General features: G+C 70.7%; 16 protein-coding genes, 2 pseudogenes and 1 riboswitch. Of the genes and pseudogenes, 5 read left to right on the forward strand and 13 right to left on the reverse strand.

Annotated elements, in window-relative coordinates:
- Positions 1–93: 93 nt before the first annotated feature.
- The 3 genes from CES90_RS41285 to CES90_RS41295 all read right to left on the reverse strand — a co-directional run bounded on the left by CES90_RS41285 (position 94) and on the right by CES90_RS41295 (position 3061).
- Positions 94–909, reverse strand: a complete 816-nt coding sequence (locus CES90_RS41285) for an ABC transporter ATP-binding protein (RefSeq protein ID WP_189788114.1) — start codon at positions 907–909, stop codon at positions 94–96.
- A gap of 86 nt (positions 910–995) precedes the next feature.
- Positions 996–2045, reverse strand: a complete 1050-nt coding sequence (locus tag CES90_RS41290; RefSeq protein ID WP_189788115.1) for an iron ABC transporter permease — start codon at positions 2043–2045, stop codon at positions 996–998.
- The gene (locus tag CES90_RS41295; protein WP_229914460.1) at positions 2042–3061 is read right to left on the reverse strand and encodes a FecCD family ABC transporter permease; all 1020 of its coding nucleotides are present in this window, start codon (positions 3059–3061) and stop codon (positions 2042–2044) included. Before CES90_RS41295 ends, CES90_RS41290 begins: the two co-directional genes overlap by 4 nt.
- Before the next feature lie 218 nt (positions 3062–3279).
- On the opposite strand from CES90_RS41295, the gene CES90_RS41300 reads away from it, so the two are divergent.
- Positions 3280–4146: a (2Fe-2S)-binding protein gene (locus tag CES90_RS41300; protein WP_189788116.1), complete on the forward strand. Its 867-nt coding sequence runs from the start codon at positions 3280–3282 to the stop codon at positions 4144–4146.
- A gap of 5 nt (positions 4147–4151) precedes the next feature.
- Here the strand turns inward: CES90_RS41300 and CES90_RS52185 are convergent, their stop codons facing one another.
- The 4 genes and pseudogenes from CES90_RS52185 to CES90_RS41310 form a co-directional block, all read right to left on the reverse strand.
- Positions 4152–4343: a 3-hydroxyacyl-CoA dehydrogenase family protein gene (locus CES90_RS52185; protein ID WP_373313615.1), complete on the reverse strand. Its 192-nt coding sequence runs from the start codon at positions 4341–4343 to the stop codon at positions 4152–4154.
- A 134-nt stretch (positions 4344–4477) separates the two neighbouring features.
- Positions 4478–4597 (reverse strand): annotated as a pseudogene (locus CES90_RS52190) (3-hydroxyacyl-CoA dehydrogenase NAD-binding domain-containing protein); the annotation flags it as partial.
- On the reverse strand, positions 4579–4767 hold the full coding sequence (locus tag CES90_RS52195; RefSeq protein WP_373313616.1) for a 3-hydroxyacyl-CoA dehydrogenase NAD-binding domain-containing protein: 189 nt from the start codon (positions 4765–4767) through the stop codon (positions 4579–4581). The gene CES90_RS52195 and the pseudogene CES90_RS52190, both read right to left, overlap by 19 nt.
- 47 nt (positions 4768–4814) lie before the next feature.
- Positions 4815–5174 (reverse strand): ArsR/SmtB family transcription factor, encoded by a 360-nt coding sequence (locus tag CES90_RS41310; RefSeq protein ID WP_189788117.1) that lies wholly within the window; start codon positions 5172–5174, stop codon positions 4815–4817.
- 156 nt (positions 5175–5330) lie between these two features.
- Here CES90_RS41310 and CES90_RS41315 point away from each other — a divergent pair, with 156 nt between their 5' ends.
- Positions 5331–6596 (forward strand): MFS transporter, encoded by a 1266-nt coding sequence (locus tag CES90_RS41315; protein ID WP_189788118.1) that lies wholly within the window; start codon positions 5331–5333, stop codon positions 6594–6596.
- On the opposite strand, the gene urtE is transcribed toward CES90_RS41315, so the two are convergent.
- The 5 genes from urtE to urtA all read right to left on the reverse strand — a co-directional run bounded on the left by urtE (position 6586) and on the right by urtA (position 11493).
- Positions 6586–7278, reverse strand: a complete 693-nt coding sequence (urtE, locus tag CES90_RS41320) for an urea ABC transporter ATP-binding subunit UrtE (RefSeq protein WP_189788119.1) — start codon at positions 7276–7278, stop codon at positions 6586–6588. The genes CES90_RS41315 and urtE overlap by 11 nt on opposite strands.
- 4 nt (positions 7279–7282) lie before the next feature.
- Complete coding sequence (gene urtD / locus CES90_RS41325) at positions 7283–8056, reverse strand: urea ABC transporter ATP-binding protein UrtD (protein WP_189788120.1); 774 nt, start codon at positions 8054–8056, stop codon at positions 7283–7285.
- On the reverse strand, positions 8053–9174 hold the full coding sequence (gene urtC / locus CES90_RS41330) for an urea ABC transporter permease subunit UrtC (RefSeq protein ID WP_189788121.1): 1122 nt from the start codon (positions 9172–9174) through the stop codon (positions 8053–8055). The genes urtD and urtC overlap by 4 nt, the downstream gene beginning before the upstream one ends.
- Complete coding sequence (gene urtB / locus CES90_RS41335) at positions 9171–10055, reverse strand: urea ABC transporter permease subunit UrtB (RefSeq protein WP_189788122.1); 885 nt, start codon at positions 10053–10055, stop codon at positions 9171–9173. The genes urtC and urtB overlap by 4 nt, the downstream gene beginning before the upstream one ends.
- Before the next feature lie 187 nt (positions 10056–10242).
- On the reverse strand, positions 10243–11493 hold the full coding sequence (urtA, locus tag CES90_RS41340; protein WP_189788123.1) for an urea ABC transporter substrate-binding protein: 1251 nt from the start codon (positions 11491–11493) through the stop codon (positions 10243–10245).
- Between the two features lie 260 nt (positions 11494–11753).
- Here urtA and CES90_RS41345 point away from each other — a divergent pair, with 260 nt between their 5' ends.
- Positions 11754–12251 carry a MarR family winged helix-turn-helix transcriptional regulator gene (locus CES90_RS41345; protein WP_189788124.1) on the forward strand — a complete coding sequence of 166 codons (498 nt, stop codon included), beginning with the start codon at positions 11754–11756 and terminating at the stop codon, positions 12249–12251.
- Here CES90_RS41345 and CES90_RS50560 read toward each other — a convergent pair.
- A pseudogene (locus CES90_RS50560) lies at positions 12208–12434 on the reverse strand (hypothetical protein); the annotation flags it as partial. The gene CES90_RS41345 and the pseudogene CES90_RS50560 overlap by 44 nt on opposite strands.
- Positions 12435–14302: 1868 nt before the next feature.
- A riboswitch (cobalamin riboswitch) is annotated at positions 14303–14416 on the forward strand.
- Between the two features lie 292 nt (positions 14417–14708).
- Between CES90_RS50560 and CES90_RS41355 the strand changes: the two are divergent.
- Positions 14709–15410, forward strand: coding sequence for an energy-coupling factor ABC transporter permease (locus tag CES90_RS41355; protein WP_189788126.1), 702 nt, complete (start codon positions 14709–14711; stop codon positions 15408–15410).
- Positions 15407–15802: an energy-coupling factor ABC transporter substrate-binding protein gene (locus CES90_RS41360; protein ID WP_189788127.1), complete on the forward strand. Its 396-nt coding sequence runs from the start codon at positions 15407–15409 to the stop codon at positions 15800–15802. The genes CES90_RS41355 and CES90_RS41360 overlap by 4 nt, the downstream gene beginning before the upstream one ends.
- Positions 15803–15807 lie beyond the last annotated feature (5 nt).

Raw genomic sequence — 15807 nt, forward strand, 5'->3', positions numbered from 1 at the left:
TACTTTCTCGTCGACGTACGGATGTACGGGATGTACGGGATGAATCGGAGGCACCTGGGGCCCAGGGACATACCGGATGTGAGCGATGAGCGGTCAGGCGGACGCGGTGATGTGCCGTGCCGCGCTGCCTTTCGGGACGACCAGCGGTGTGCCGGTCTCCGGGTCGGGGATGACCCGGCATTCCACGTCGAACACGGATCTGACGAGGTCCGCGTCGAGGACCTCGCCCGGCGCGCCGGCGGCGGCGAGGCGACCGTCCTTGAGCACGACCATGTGGTCGGCGTAACGGGCGGCCTGTCCGAGGTCGTGCAGCACCATCACCACGGTGCGGCCGGCCTCGGCGTGCAGGGCGGCGACCAGGTCGAGGACGTCGAGCTGGTGCCGCAGATCGAGGAAGGTGGTCGGTTCGTCGAGCAGGAGCAACTCGGTGTCCTGCGCCAACGCCAGGGCTATCCAGGCGCGTTGGCGCTGGCCGCCGGAGAGCCGGTCGACCGGCTGGTCCCGCAGCGCCGCCGTGCCGGTCCGCTCCAGCGCCTCGTCCACCGCCCGCTGGTCGGCGGCCGACCAGGGGCTCAGCAGCCGCTGGTGGGGATACCGGCCGAGTCGTACGAGCGCCTCGACGGTGATCGCCTCCGGGGTGACCGGCTGCTGCGGCAGCAGGCCCATCCGGAGTGCCAGCGCCCGGGCGGACATGCGGTGGATGTCGGCACCGTCGAGGGTGACTGAGCCGGCGGTGGGCGCGAGCAGTCGGCTCAGGCCCCTCAACAGGGTCGATTTCCCACAGGCGTTGGGGCCGACGATGGCTGTGACGGCACCGCCGGGGAGCGTCAGGTCGAGCCCGCCGACCACGAGGCGCTCGCCGTAGCGCAGGTCGAGCCCCTGGGTGGAGAGCTGGTTGGTGGGAGGCATATGGGGCTCCTGGGGACGAGCGGGGCGAGGCTCCGGCCGTCCGGCCGGGATCGGGTTCGGGTTCGGGTTCGGATCGCTGAGGCCGCTCATGCGCCACTCCCCCGCACCGGCTTGCTCTGCCGGAGCATCAGGACCAGCAGCCAGGGCGCGCCGAGGGTGGCGGTGGCGGCGCCGACCGGGAGGCCCTCGATCGGCAGCAGGTGCTGGACGACCAGGTCGGCGCCGAGCAGCAGGACGGCTCCGGTGAGGGCGGCCAGGGCGAGGGTCGTGGCGGCGGGCGGGCCGGTGAGGAAGCGGACGATGTGCGGTACGGCGAGGGCGACGAAGGTGACGGGACCGGCGAGGGCGGCCGCCAGCGAGGCCAACGCGACAGCGATGAGGAGGAGTTGGAGGCGGGCGGCGGAAGTGTTGAGGCCGAGGGCGCCCGCCGAGTCGTCGCCCAGGTCGAGCACGGCCAGGCGGCGGTTGGTGACCAGGGCGGCGGCGAGGGCGAGCAGCACGGCCGCGGCCGCGCCCCACACCTCGGTCCAGGTCCGCCCGTACACGGACCCAGTCGTCCACTGGAACGCCGAGCCGGCGAGCTCGGCCGGGAAGCGCACGATCATCAGGTTCACCGCGGCGGCGAGGCCCGCCTGGACGGCGAGGCCGGTGAGGACGAGCCGGGTGACGGCGAGCCCGGAGCGCCAGGCGAACACGCCGAGCAGCAGGGCGGCCAGCAGACCGCCCGCCAACGCGCCGACAGGGATGAGCAGTTGGGAGGCGCCGGCCGCCAGCAGCGCGACCGCGCCGAACGAGGCCCCGCCGGTCACGCCCATCACGTCCGGGGACGCCAGGGGGTTGCGGAAGAGCCGCTGCAGGACGCAGCCCGCCGCGCCGAGACCAGCCCCGGCGACGATGGCGGCGACGGCACGCGGCGCACGGAACTCCTGCACCACCAGCACATCTCCCGGATCGCCGAGCCCGGCCAGCGCGCGGAGCGCGACGGACGCGGGCATGCCCATCTCCCCGGTGGAGACGGAGACCGTGAGCAGGACCAGCAGGACGAGGAGGCCGGTCGTGCCGTAGGCGAGGAGGCGGCCGCGGCCGGGCGTGCGGCGCGCGTCCCGTCGTACGACCGCCTTGTACGTCAGCGTCATCGGGCGACCTTCCGGGCGAGCAGGGCCAGCAGCGGGGCGCCCAGGAAGGCGGTGACGATGCCGACTTCGAGTTCCGCCGGGCGGATGACGAGGCGGCCGAGGACGTCGGCGGTGAGCAGGAGCAGGGGGCCGGCGATCAGGCAGCCGGGGACGAGCAGTCGGTGGTCGCCGCCGAGGAGCGGGCGTACGAGGTGGGGGGCGGCGAGTCCGATGAAGGCGACGGGGCCGGCCACGGCCACCGCGGAACCGGCGAGCAGGACGACCGCGATGCCGCCGACCAGCCGGACACGGGCGACCGGGACACCGAGTGCCTGGGCCGCATCGTCGCCGAGGGCCAGGGCGTTGAGTGCCGGCGTCACGGCCAGCGCGAGCAGCAGACCGAGGACCAGGGTCGGCAGTACCGGCCACAGTGTGTCGAGTGGGCGTCCGGCGATGGATCCGGCCAGCCAGAAGCGTGCCTCGTCGAGGGTGCGCTGGCTGGCCAGCATCACCGCCGACGTCCAGGACAGCAGGACGAGATGGAGGACCGTGCCGCCGACGGCGAGCCGAACCGGGTCGATGTCTCCGGCCCGTTGCGCCAGCGCCTGGACGAAGACGGCGGCAGCGGCGGCTCCGGCGAAGGCGAACCACACGTACTCGACCGGGTCGGTGAGCCGGAGGGCGAAGATGGCGACGACGACCGCGAAACCGGCACCCGCGTTGATCCCGAGGGTGTGCGGTGAGGCGAGCGGGTTGCGGGTGATGCCCTGGGCCACGGCTCCCGCGGCCCCGAGCGCCGCACCGACCGCGAGGCCGATGACCGTGCGCGGCACCCGAAGCCCCGTCACCGCCAGCGCGTCACGCCCCTGTCCGTGACCCGACAGCGCGTCGAGCACGGTGGACAGTGGTACGGAGCGGGCACCGAGGGCGAGGCTCAGCGCGGCACACAGCGCCAGTGCGGCGATGCCGCCGAGGAGCAGGGGCAGGTGCCGGAAGGCACGCAGGGGTACGCCGGACGGCGCGGCCCGTTCGGTCACAGTCACGAAACGTGAGCTTAGGTTAGGCATGCTTTAGTTATCAAGGCTGCGCAATCCCTGTGACGCACACCGCCCTGGATCAACCCGCGAGTAACTCGGCTGGCCAGTACGGCAACACACCGATGCACACCCCGTTTGGCCATCGGGACACGATCTTGCGGCTAAGGTAAGCCTTGCTTTCCTGCACCACCAAACGCCCTCACGCTCTGGAGTTGCCGATGATCGCGGCACCCCCGAAGACCGCCCGACCCGGCACCGCCCCACATGTCCCCGGCCTCCTCGCCGCCGCCTACCGCCGTCTGGACGCGGTGTGCGAGGCGCTGGCCGTCCGAGTCGTGGAACCCGGCCGCGAATCCACGCCGTCACCCCACATCACCAAGGACACAGTCCTGTTGACGGATGGTCAGGAGAGCGTCGAGGCCTTCGTGGAGGCTGAGACCGCACGCATCCAGGACCGCTACGACCACGCCGCGCCCCGGCATGTCGCGGCCTCCCGTGCCCTGCATGACTACGCGTGGTCGGTCGGCCTCCTGATGAGCGGCGCCTGGTACCTGGAGCGGCGTGTGCCGCGCATCGCCCCCGAGGACATACGGGTCGACCTCGCGTCGGGCACGTACGAGATCACCCCCGGCACCGACCTCGTCTGTCTGGCCGACGACCCGGTGGCGGCGCTGCCGGGTACCCGACCCGTGGCCCGACAGGAGGATCTGCGAGCCGAGTTGAGGGTCGCCGTCGCGGACCACATGGCGCCGGTGCTGGACGCGATAGGCCCGTACGTCCGGCGGGGCTCACGGGCGCTGTGGGGCATGGTCTCCGACGACCTGGTCTCCGGCCTCTGGTACCTGGGCCGCATGCGCGGCGAGGAGGCCGCCGGCGTACGGGCCGCCACGGAGGTACTGCCCTCCGCCCGGGCGCCCTTCCCCGGCGGCGCCGACTTCCGTTCCCTGCGCACGGCCGACGGCCGCGAGCACCCGACGCGTACGCGCATCGGGTGCTGCCTCTACTACACGATCCGGCCGGGCGAAGCGTGTTCCACCTGTCCCCGCACATGCGACGCGGAGCGGTTGCGGCGGCTGCAGGGCTGAGCGGTTCAGGATGTCACGAGGCCGGGTACGCGTAGAACCCCCGCACCGACTTCCTGCCGAGGTGCCCCGCCTCGACCATGCGACGCGGCAAGCGGCGATGGCGCGCACAGCGGTTCGGCGTGCTCCTCGTACAGGGACTCGACGACGGCCTGGGCGGTGTCGAGGCCGATGAGGTCGAGCAGCCGCAGCGGGCCCATCGAGCCTGGTCCGGGGCCTGGACGGCCGTCTTCCCCAACTTTGTCGGCGCTGGTGGTGAGGGCCGGGATGAGCTCAGGGCCTGTACGGGGACGGGGTTGGACCAGTGCAGCCCGATGACCCGGTCCGGTCGGCCGGCGGCGGTCGCGAGGTCCGTCAATGGGATGGACGAGGTGTTGCTGGCGAGAATCGCGCCGGAGTCGAGGATCTTGTCGACGTCCCGGAAGAGGGCGCACTTCAGGTCGCGGTCCTCCACGGCGCGTACGGCCTTGCCGAGGGATTCCTCGATACGGCGGCGCCTGCCGCCACCGCCGGCCGGCCGACCTGGGTCACCAGCACGTCGAGCCCGCTGCGGGCCACCGTCTCGGCGATACCGGAGCCCATGAGCCCACAGCCGACGACGCCGATCCTGGAGGGGGTGGTCATGCGTGAGCCCTCCGTTCCAGCCTCTCACCTCGTACGGCCGCCGCGTGTCAGTCGTGCGGGGCCTGCCCGCTCACCCGGTGGTCCGCGTGGCTGAGCGCCTCGACCACCAGGCGCCGGAGATGGCCGTCGCTGAGGCTGTAGTGGATGTGGCGGCCCTCCCGGCGGGTGTCCACGAGGCCGGCCAGCCGTAGCTTCGCCAGGTGTTGGCTGACGGCGGTCCGGGATGCCTCGCAGCGCTCGGCGAGGGAGCCGACGTCGGACTCGCCCTGCGCGAGGAGCCAGAGCAGATGCAGCCGGGTGACGTCGGAGAGCATCGCGAACACCCCGGTCGCCTCGGTGAGCCGCGCCCTGTCGGGGGCACTCAGATGCGCACCGGGTGCAGGTGAGACGGCGTGGCGTTCAGGCATGGGCCCAGCGTAGGCGCTCCGCTTGGGGGGCCGCGACGGGTTGTCGGTCGGCTGCGGCGCCGTTGGGGCCGGTCGCGCAGTTCCCCGCGCCCCTGACGGGGCGCCGACACAAGCATCATGTGCACAGTTGCGCACATGATGGGTATGCTCTTGAGTATGCTCGACGTTCTGCGTCATCGCGCCTACCGGCGTCTCTTCGCCGCCCAGGTCATCGCCCTGGTCGGGACCGGGCTCGCGACCGTCGCGCTCGGGCTGTTGGCGTATGACCTCGCGGGGTCCGACGCCGGTTCGGTGCTCGGGACCGCTCTGGCGATCAAGATGGTGGCGTATGTGGCGATCGCGCCGGTGGTGGGCGCGATCGGCGATCGGCTGCCGCGGCGGGGGCTCATGGTGTCGGCGGATCTGGTCCGCGCCGGGGTGGCCGTGTTCCTGCCGTTCGTCGACCAGGTCTGGCAGGTGTACGTCCTGGTCTTCCTGCTCCAGTCCGCCTCGGCCGCGTTCACGCCCACGTTCCAGGCCGTCATCCCCGATGTGCTGCCCGAGGAGCGCGCGTACACGCGGGCGCTGTCGATGTCACGGCTCGCGTACGACCTGGAGAGCCTGCTCTCGCCCGTGCTCGCGGCCGCGCTGTTGTCCGTCGTCAGCTACAACTGGCTGTTCACCGGCACCGTGCTCGGCTTCGTCGCCTCGGCCGCGCTGGTGGTGTCCACCGCCCTGCCCGAGCGGGCCGCCCGCACCGCGCCGGGCACCGGTCGCCGCACCGGCACGGGGACCCGGCTCTTCCTCGCCGTGCCGCGGCTCCGCGCCCTGCTCGCCCTCGATCTGGCGGTCGCGGCGGCCGGTGCGATGGTGACCGTCAACTCCGTCGTCTACGTCCGTGACGTCCTGGGGTTGCCGGAGGGCGCCCTGCCGCTGGCGCTCGGGGCGTACGGGGCCGGGTCGATGGTGGTCGCCCTGATCCTGCCGCGGGTCTTGGACAAGATGCCGGAGCGGGCGGTGATGCTGCCGGGCGCGCTGGCGTCGGCCGTCGTCTTCGCCGGGCTCGGGGCCGTCACGGCCGCCCCGGGCGGGGGCTGGCGGGTTCCCGCGCTGCTGGGTCTCTGGGCCGCGTTCGGTGCCGCGTGCTCGGCGGTGCTCACCCCGACCGGGCGGCTCATCCGGCGCTCGGTGCCGCCCGGGGAGCGTACGGCCGCGTTCGCCGCCCAGTTCTCCCTGTCGCACGGCTGCTGGCTGCTGACGTACCCCCTGGCCGGCTGGCTCGGGGCGGCGGCCGGGCTCGACTGGGCGGTACTCGCCCTGGGTTCGATCGCCCTGTCCGCCGCCCTGCTGGCCGTACGGCTGTGGCCGCGGCCGCCCGCCACCGCGGGCACCGCCCCCGTCGGGGTGCCGTGGGCGGTGCCCGCTCCTGGGGTCAGACGCTGAGCGCCGCCCGTACGGTCCCCTCCGCCCCGGTGCCACCGTCGCCGGAGGAGGTGACCCGGCCCGCTTCGAGGACGTAGTAGTGCTGGGCCGCTCGCATGGCGAAGCCGACGTGTTGTTCGACGAGGAGCACGGAGAGGCCGCCGCGGCGGGTCAGGGCGAGGATCGTCTCCTCGATCTCGGCCACCACGGAGGGCTGGATACCCTCGGTCGGTTCGTCGAGGAGGAGGAGTTTCGGGCGGGTGATCAGGGCGCGGGCGAGGGCGAGTTGCTGGCGCTGGCCGCCTGAGAGCAGACCCGCGCGGCGGCCGGACAGCTCGCGCAGGACGGGGAACAGGTCGAGTGCCTCGGCGACGGCCTCCTTGCCGTCGGGGCGGCCGTCGGCGACGAGTTGCAGGTTCTCGGCGGTGGTGAGGTGCGGAAAGGCCTGCTGGCCCTGGGGGACGTAGGCCATTCCCTTGGCGACCCGCTGGTGCGGTGCGAGGTGGGTGATGTCCTCGCCGTTCAGCAGGATGCTGCCGCTCCTCGGCTTGAGCAGGCCCATGGCGGCGCGCAGGAGGGTGCTCTTGCCGGCGCCGTTGTGGCCGAGGACGGTGGCGACGCCGTCGTCCGGGACGGAGACGGTGACGCCGTGCAGCACGGTCGTGCGGTCGTAGCCGGCGTGGACGGATTTCAGCTCCAGCATGGCGTCACGCCTCCTGTGCCTGGGTCGAGGGAACGGGGTCGGGGTCGGAGGCGCGGCCGAGGTAGACCTCCTGGACCCTGGCGTCGGCCTGGACGTCGGCGACGGAGCCCTCGCTGAGGACCTTGCCGGCGTGCAGGACGGTGACGCTGCGGGCGAAGGAGCGCATGAAGTCCATGTCGTGCTCGATGACGACGACCGTGTGGTCCTCGCTCACGCGTCGCAACAGCTCGCCGGTGGCCTCGCGTTCGTCATGGCTCATGCCGGCGACGGGCTCGTCGAGCAGGAGCAGCCGCACGTTCTGGACGAGCAGCATGCCGATCTCCAGCCACTGCTTCTGACCGTGGGCGAGCACGCCCGCCGGGCGGTCGCGCAGGTCGGTCAGGCCCGTGGTCTCCAAGGCCTTGGTCACCTGCTCGGGTACGCCCTTGCGGCGCCGGAGCATCGTCAGCGGGCCGCGTCCGGCGCCCGCCGCGATGTCGAGGTTCTGCAGGACGGTCAGCTCCTCGAAGACCGTGGCCGTCTGGAACGTACGGCCGATACCCATGCGGGCGATCCGGTGCACGGGCTTGCCGAGGAGCTCCTCACCGCCGAAGCGGACCGACCCGGCGGACTTCACCAGGCCGGTGACCGCGTCGACGAGGGTGGTCTTGCCCGCGCCGTTCGGGCCGATGAGGAAGCGCAGGTCGCCGGGGCGGATGTCCAGGTCCACGCCGTCGACGGCCTTGAAGCCGTCGAACGTCACCCGCAGATCGCGGACCGTCAGTCCCTCGCCGCTCATGTTGTTCCTCCGGTCGGGGTCGTGGGGGTACGGCGCCCCCGCAGGACGGTCACGAGGGACGCCAGGCCGCCGGGCAGGAAGCCGACCGCCAGCACGAACAGCAGTCCCTGCAGATACGTCCAGGCCGCGGGGAAGGCGTCGGAGAGCGTGCTCTGCGCCCAGGCGACCGCGATCGCGCCGAGCACCGCGCCCACCAGGCTGGCCCGGCCGCCGACGGCCGCGCCGATGACGAAGCCGATGGACGGGACGATGCCGATCAGGGCCGGGGAGATGATCCCGACGGCCGGGACGAAGAGGGCACCGGCGAGGCCCGCCATGCCCGCGGCGACGACGTAGGCGACAAGCTTGACGTTGGCCGGGTCGTAGCCGAGGAAGCGGACCCGTTCCTCGGAGTCACGTACGGCGACGAGGAGTTCGCCGTAGCGGCTGACGAACAACTGGCGGGCAGCGGCCATCAGCAGCAGGAGCGCGGCGGCGATGATGAAGTACACCGTGCGCTGGTTGACGGGGTCGCCCAGGTCGTAGCCGAAGAAGCCCTGGATGTCGGTCAGGCCGTTGGTGCCGCCGGTGGTGGCCTGCTGACCGACGAGCCAGATGGCGAGGGCGGCCGCGAGCGCCTGACTGAGGATCGCGAAGTAGGCGCCCTTGACCCGGCGGCGGAAGACGAAGAAGCCGAGCAGCGCGGCGACCGCCATCGGCAGCAGCACGGTCATCGCGAGGGCGAAGGCCGGGTTGGCGAAGGGCCGCCACCACCAGGGCAGCGCGTCGCCGGTGCCGTACAACTGCATGAAGTCGGGCAGCGTCTGGCCGGTGGCGGCGGCGTCGGCGAGCTTGAGGTGCATGGCCATGGCGTAGCCACCGAGGCCGAAGAAGACCCCCTGGCCGAGGACGAGCAGGCCCCCGCGGCCCCAGGCGAGGCTGACGCCGACCGCCACGATCGCGTAACACAGGTACTTCGCAAGGAGGTTGAGCCGGAAGTCGGTGAGGGCGAGCGGGGCGACGCCCATGAGCAGGACGGCGCCGAGGAGGAAGGCGCCGGGGACGCGGAGGCGTTCGTACCGTGACACGGTCCGCTTCGTGTCGGCGGCCGGGATCGGGGAGGTTGTGGTCGTCGTCATGCCAGGCTCCGGGTGCGCAGTGTGTACAGGCCCTGGGGTCGCCACTGCAGGAAGGCGACGATCGCCACGAGCACGATGACCTTGGCGACGCTGACCGTCGTCGAGTACTCCAGGACGGACTGGAGCACGCCGAGCGCGAAGGCCGTGATGACGCTGCCCTTCAGCTGCGCGATACCGCCGACGACCACGACCAGGAAGGCGTCGACGATGTAGTTGGTGCCCATCGTCGGGCCGATCGGGCCGACGAGCGTGAGCGCGACGCCCGCCACGCCCGCGAGGCCCGAGCCGATGAAGAACGTCATACGGTCGACGCGGCCGGTGGCGATGCCGGACACCTCGGCGAGGTCGCGGTTCTGCACGACGGCCCGGATGCGGCGGCCGAGCGGCGTCAGCCGCAGGATCAGCGTGAGGCCGAGGACGCACAGGAGGGCGAGGCCGAGGATGAACAGCCGGTTGTTGGCGAAGGTGATGCCGCCGACCGAGATGTTGCCGGTCAGCAGGTCCGGGGCGTGGGTCTGGACGTTCGGGGCGCCGAAGATGTCCCGGGCCAGCTGCTGGAGCATCAGGGAGACACCCCAGGTGACCAGCAGGGTGTCCAGGGGCCGGGTGTACAGCCGGCGGATGAGCAGCCACTCCAGCAGCGCGCCGAGGCCTCCGGCGACGAGGAAGGCCAGCGGGAGGGCGACGAGCAGGGAGATGCCGGCGCCGCTGATGTCCTTCTGCAGGACGTACGTCGTGTAGGCGCCGGCCATGATGAACTCGCCGTGCGCCATGTTGATCACGCCCATCTGACCGAAGGTCAGGGTCAGGCCGAGGGCGATGAGCAGGAGGACGGCGCCGATGCTGATTCCGGTGAAGGACTGGTTGAGGATGACCGTCATGTAGCGGCTCCGGGGGGTGCGGGGTGGGTGTGCGCGGCTGCCCCTTCGGCCCCGCTTCGCCTTGGAGCTCGGGGGGTTGGGGGTGCATTGGCGGGTGCGGGTGGTTCGTGGCTGGTCGCTCAGTTCCCCGCGCCCCTTCAGGGGCGCGGGGAACTGAGCGAGCAACCGACGACCACCCGCACCGGGCTCAGGACAGGCCGGATGCCCAGTCATAGTCCTTCAGGTAGGGGTCCGGCTTGATCGGCTTGCCCGAGTTCCAGACCTCCGTGATCAGCCCGTCGGCGCCGATCTTGCCGATGCGGGCCGTCTTGTGGACGTGCTGGGTCGTGCCGTCGACGGTGACCTTGCCCTCAGGGGCGTCGAGTTCGATGCCGGCGGAGGCCTTCTTCACCTTCGCCACGTCGAAGGAACCGGCCTTCTCCACCATCTCCTTCCACAGGTAGACCGAGATGTAGGCGGCCTCCATGGGGTCGGACGTCGGCTTGTCCGCGCCGTACGCCGCCTGGTACGCCTTCACGAACTCGGTGTTCGCGGCCCCCGGCGTGGTCTGGTAGTAGTTCCACGCTGTCAACTGGCCCTCCAGGTACTGCGTGCCGATGCTCTTGACCTCCTCCTCGGCGATCGACACCGAAAGCACCGGCAGGCTCTTCGCAGACAGCCCGGCGGACTTGTACTCCTTGAAGAAGGCCACGTTGCTGTCGCCGTTGAGGGTGTTGAACACCGCGTCCGCGCCGGCGTCCTTGACCTTGTTGACGATGGTGCTGAACTCGGTGGAGCCGAGCGGCGCGTAGTCCTCGCCGACGACCGTCATGCCGTTGGCCTCCGCGTACGCCTTGATGATTTTGTTGGCGGTGCGCGGGAAAACGTAGTCGCTGCCCACCAGATACAGCCGCGTCAAACCCTGCTTCTTGAGGTAATCGAGGGCGGGGACGATCTGCTGATTGGTGGTGGCGCCGATGTAGAAGATGTACGGGGACTGCTCCAGCCCCTCGTACTGCACGGGGTAGAAGAGAAGCGACTTGTAACGCTCGAAGACGGGTTTGACGGCCTTGCGGCTGGCGGAGGTCCAGCAGCCGAAGGTGGCGACGACCTTGTCGTCGGTGATCAGCGCTTCGGCCTTCTCGGCGAAGGTCGGCCAGTCCGAGGCCCCGTCCTGACTGATGGGCTTCAGCTTCTTGCCGAGGACACCACCGGCGGCGTTGATCTCCTTCACCGCGAGCAACAACGCGTTGTGGACCGTCACTTCGCTGATGGCCATGGTGCCCGAGAGCGAGTTCAGCAGTCCCACCTTGACCGTGTCGCCGGAGGTGTCCGCCTTGGCGCCGGAGGACGAAGTGGCACTGCCGGTCTTGGCGCCGCACGCGCTGAGGGCGGCGGTCGTGCCGAACGCCGACGCACCCGCGAGAAGACCGCGTCTACTGATACCGATCCCGGACATGCACTTCCTCCTTGGACGCGTTTCACGAGCGACGACTGCGCCCACAGCCTGCGAGGAAACTGTTTCCCGTGCGTTTCAAGGCAATTGAAGAACAGTTTCCGGGGAAAGTATTTACGCGACGAAATGAGGAGGAGCCATGGAAATGATTACTTCCCGTGGAAAGGAGGTGATGACCGCTTTCCACGGGCGAGGGCACTGCTCGAAGGTAGGCTCGGGACATCCCCCTCGCGGGGGCGGGCGAACGCGAGTTGAGGAGTGCGATGGCGAGGCGGCCCCAGGAACTGCTCCACCTGCTGAGCCGGGCCGAGCGCCTCGCCGTGCGCCGAGTCCGGTCCGTGCTCGACGAGTTCGACTGCTCCGTCGAGGCATGGCGGGTCCTGGACCTGCTCTCCGACGGGCGGGGTCACAACATGACGGCCCTCGCCGATCACGCCTTCCTTCCGGCACCGAGCCTGACCAAGCTGATCGACCAACTCGTCGACCAGAACCTGGTCTTCCGCCGCGTGGACCCCACCGACCGGCGCCGCGTACTGGCCCACCTCACCCCTCGGGGCATGCGGCGCTGGCAGCTGCTCGCGCGTGAAGTGCGCGCGGACTGGGCCGAGTTGGCGCCGCTGCTGGCGGAGGAGGACGGGGCCGGGGAGCGGCTGGAGCTGCTGCTGGACCGGCTGGCGCGGAGCCTGGAGGACGGGGCCTCAACGGATCAGGACAAAGTCACCGCAGGTCGTGCGGAGCACGCAACTGAGCGAGGACGTTGAAGTCGTAACCGTCCGCCTCCGCCAGGTAGATGCGCTGCCGGACATGCCGCCCGTCGAGGCTCAGCAGGCCGCGCGGACCCTCGTACGAGACGCGGTCGGCGGCCGCCCCGATGACTCACCGAGGCTGCCCGGGGTCGGCGCTTCCAGGCCGAAGCGCAGGGCGTACTGGCCCTGGCCGTGGAACTACCTCCGCCACCTCGCGAGGGCCCACCCGGCCGTGTACGCCGTCGCCCACGCCACCGCCCTCAGCAACCTCTCCGTGGACCAGAGAACCGTCGGAGACCACTCCGCCGCTCTGGCCTCCAGCGCCGAAGCCGTCGACATTCTCCGACCGCTTGCCGAGGACGACCCCGCGCACCTGCCGCTGCTGGCCATCACCCTCAACAACCTCTCCACCCGGCAGAGCCGTGCCGGAGACGTCCAGGCAGCACTCGCCTCCGTCACGGAAGTCGTGGAGATGCGCCGAGAGTTGGCCGAGACGAACCCCACCGCCTTCCTCCCCGCCCTTGCCACTGCCCTCAACAACCGCACATACCGCCTGACCGAGACCGGGGATCGCCAGGGCGCACTGGTCTGCGTCGACGAAGCGGTGACCATCCTGCGTACCTTCGTGGACGCCCACCCCGCCGCCTACCTGCCGCGCCTCGCCTCCTTCCTGACTCACCTGTCGCAGTGTCAGGAGGATGACGGACAAGGCCGGGCCGCTGCCTCGTCAGCCACGGAAGCCGTACGTCTGTTCCGGCGTCTCACGCGGGCCAACCCCAGAGCTCACCTCTCCGACTTCGTCACCGCCCTCAACCGCTTCACCGCCCTGAGGCACGACACACAGGCCACTCTGGACGTCTGGGCGGACGCCGTCACCGCCCTCGGGGCGAACCCCGTCCCACAGGCGGAACTTCGGGCGCGCTATGCGGGTCAACTCGCCGAACACGGTGCACTGGACAAAGCCCTCGAACAGCTCGTCCACGCGGCCCTGGTCGACGACATGGAGGAACCACACTTGTTGCGCCGCGCCCGGCAGGCCATCCGCACCACGGTGGCCGAGCACGGCCTCGACGATGACCGGCTTCCCGACTGGGCCACGTCACCTCTGCCCGACGCGGCCATCGAGCTCGTGAACGAATGGGCCGCCGCATCGGACTGGCACCACGCGGAAGCGTTCCTCAGGGCACACGGCGAACAGCTCATGGCTCCCGGTCTGCGCCACGACCTTCAGGTGACCGCCGCCATCTTCCCGGGGCACGCGGAGATCGGCAACCTTACTGGTCTTCTTGACGCGATCGACTCACACGGCATCGAGCAGATCCTGGCCGGCGGCCGACGTACACACGACGCACGCCTCGCGCTTCGATCCTGGCTCGGCACCGACGACTGGCAGACGTCCAAGGACTTCCTCGACGAACCCGAGATCGCTGTGCACTCGCCCGAGGCCAAGGGCCTCCTCAGGCACGCACGGTCTCAGGTCGCCGACCAGCACCTGGCCATCCTTGAACTTTCCGAGGTCATGCCCACCGACGAGGTCTATGCCATCGTCGTCGACCAGGGCACCGCCGTCGAACAGGCCTACCAGGCGATCGAGCGGGCGGACATCCAGGCATTGCGCCGCATTCTCGCAGCGCACGACGGGCCCGTCTCCGGTGCCCCTGCCGCTCTCTTCGAAGCCGTCAACCACCTCGCCGACGGCGACACGGAGGCAGCCCGTCGGCTCGCCGTTCTGCTCGCCCGCAACGGAGCCTTCAACCAGCGCACCGCCTACGCCATCCTCCTGCGCGCCCTCGCCTCCCACGACCCCGACTTCCTCTTCGCAGAAGAGTTGGCCGATATCGTGGCCTCGGACGGCACCGCCCTCGATCCTGCCCGTGGCACGGACGAGGGCCACGGCGAACGCGTGACCCAGTGAGCGTTTGCCGAGTCCGCACCTGGCCGATCGGACCGCCAGCGGCTGCTGATTCCCCTCCCCAATGGTGTGTGCCGCGTGGGGCTGAGGAGGCGTGCGCCGGGGCGCGTGCTGTTCAGCACCGTTTTCGCGCCCCCGACGCCGCTTGTCAGCGGCCTTGTGCGGGCACTACTGTCACCACGCCTTGGTGAACGGGAAATCCGGTGTGATGCCGGTGCGGCCCTCGCCACTGTGAATCGGGAAGTCCGGCTCCAGTCCTCGCGGACAGCCACTGGGTCCTAGGGCCCTGGCGCCACATTCCCGTCTGCCGCGCGACGCCTGGCACGCACGCTCGCCGCGTTGCCGAATCGCCCACGTGGCTCCGCCACGAGGGCGCTCCGGCGCCTTGCGATCGCACGCGCCAGACGCCGCGCGGCCCGCCCTTCGGGCGGACGACGGGAATGTGACGCCAGGGCCCTAGCCCCGGGAAGGCGGAGCACGGGCGTGTGGTACCCGTCAGCCAGGAGACCGGCCAAGGCACGTCAACCATCCACGAGGTGCTGGAGAGGGTCTGCTGAGCCATGCACATAGCCGAGGGTTTCCTTCCTCCGGCGCACGCGATCGCCTGGGGCGTCGCGTCCGCGCCGTTCGTCGTCCACGGAGTACGGTCACTCACCCGTGAGGTCAGAGAGCACCCCGAGAGCACACTGTTGCTCGGCGCCTCGGGGGCCTTCACCTTCGTTCTGTCCGCGTTGAAGCTGCCGTCGGTGACCGGGAGTTGTTCGCACCCCACCGGCACGGGACTCGGCGCCATCCTGTTCCGGCCGCCGATCATGGCGGTGCTGGGCACCATCACCCTGCTCTTCCAGGCCCTGCTGCTCGCCCACGGCGGCCTGACCACACTCGGCGCCAACGTCTTCTCGATGGCGATCGCCGGGCCATGGGCCGGTTACGGCATCTACCGGCTGCTGCGGCGGTACCAAGTGCCGCTGATGGTCACGGTGTTCTTCGGCGCGTTCGTCGCGGACCTGGTCACCTACTGCGTCACCAGCGTCCAGCTCGCGCTCGCCTTCCCCGACCCGAGCAGCGGATTCCTCGGCGCGCTCGGCAAGTTCGGCTCCATCTTCTCCGTCACCCAGATCCCGCTCGCCGTGAGCGAGGGACTTCTCACGGTGCTGGTGATGCGCCTTCTGGTGCAGTCGAGCAAGGGCGAACTGACCCGGCTCGGCGTGCTCCTGAGCGGCAAGCAGAACCGGACCGAGACGGAGGCGGTGGCCCGATGAGCCGGAACACGAAGATCAACGTCCTGCTGCTGCTCGTCGTGGCCGCGCTCGCCGTACTACCGCTGGCCCTGGGCCTCGGCGACCACAAGGAGGAACCCTTCACCGGCGCCGACGGTGAGGCAGAGACGGCGATCACCGAGATCGAGCCGGACTACAAGCCGTGGTTCTCACCCCTGTACGAGCCGCCGTCCGGTGAGATCGAGTCCGCGCTGTTCTCCCTCCAGGCCGCCCTCGGCGCGGGCGTCCTCGCGTACTACTTCGGACTGCGCCGAGGGCGACGGCAGGGGGAGCAGCAGGCGCGGGAACGGGAACGGGACGCCGAGGGCACGCCACCTGACGCCGAGAGCGCGTCAGGTGGCGCCTCCGAGGAGTCCATGGCCGAGAGGTCCTGACTCTC

This window comes from Streptomyces capitiformicae (assembly GCF_002214185.1).
In the GTDB taxonomy this organism is placed as follows: domain Bacteria; phylum Actinomycetota; class Actinomycetes; order Streptomycetales; family Streptomycetaceae; genus Streptomyces; species Streptomyces capitiformicae.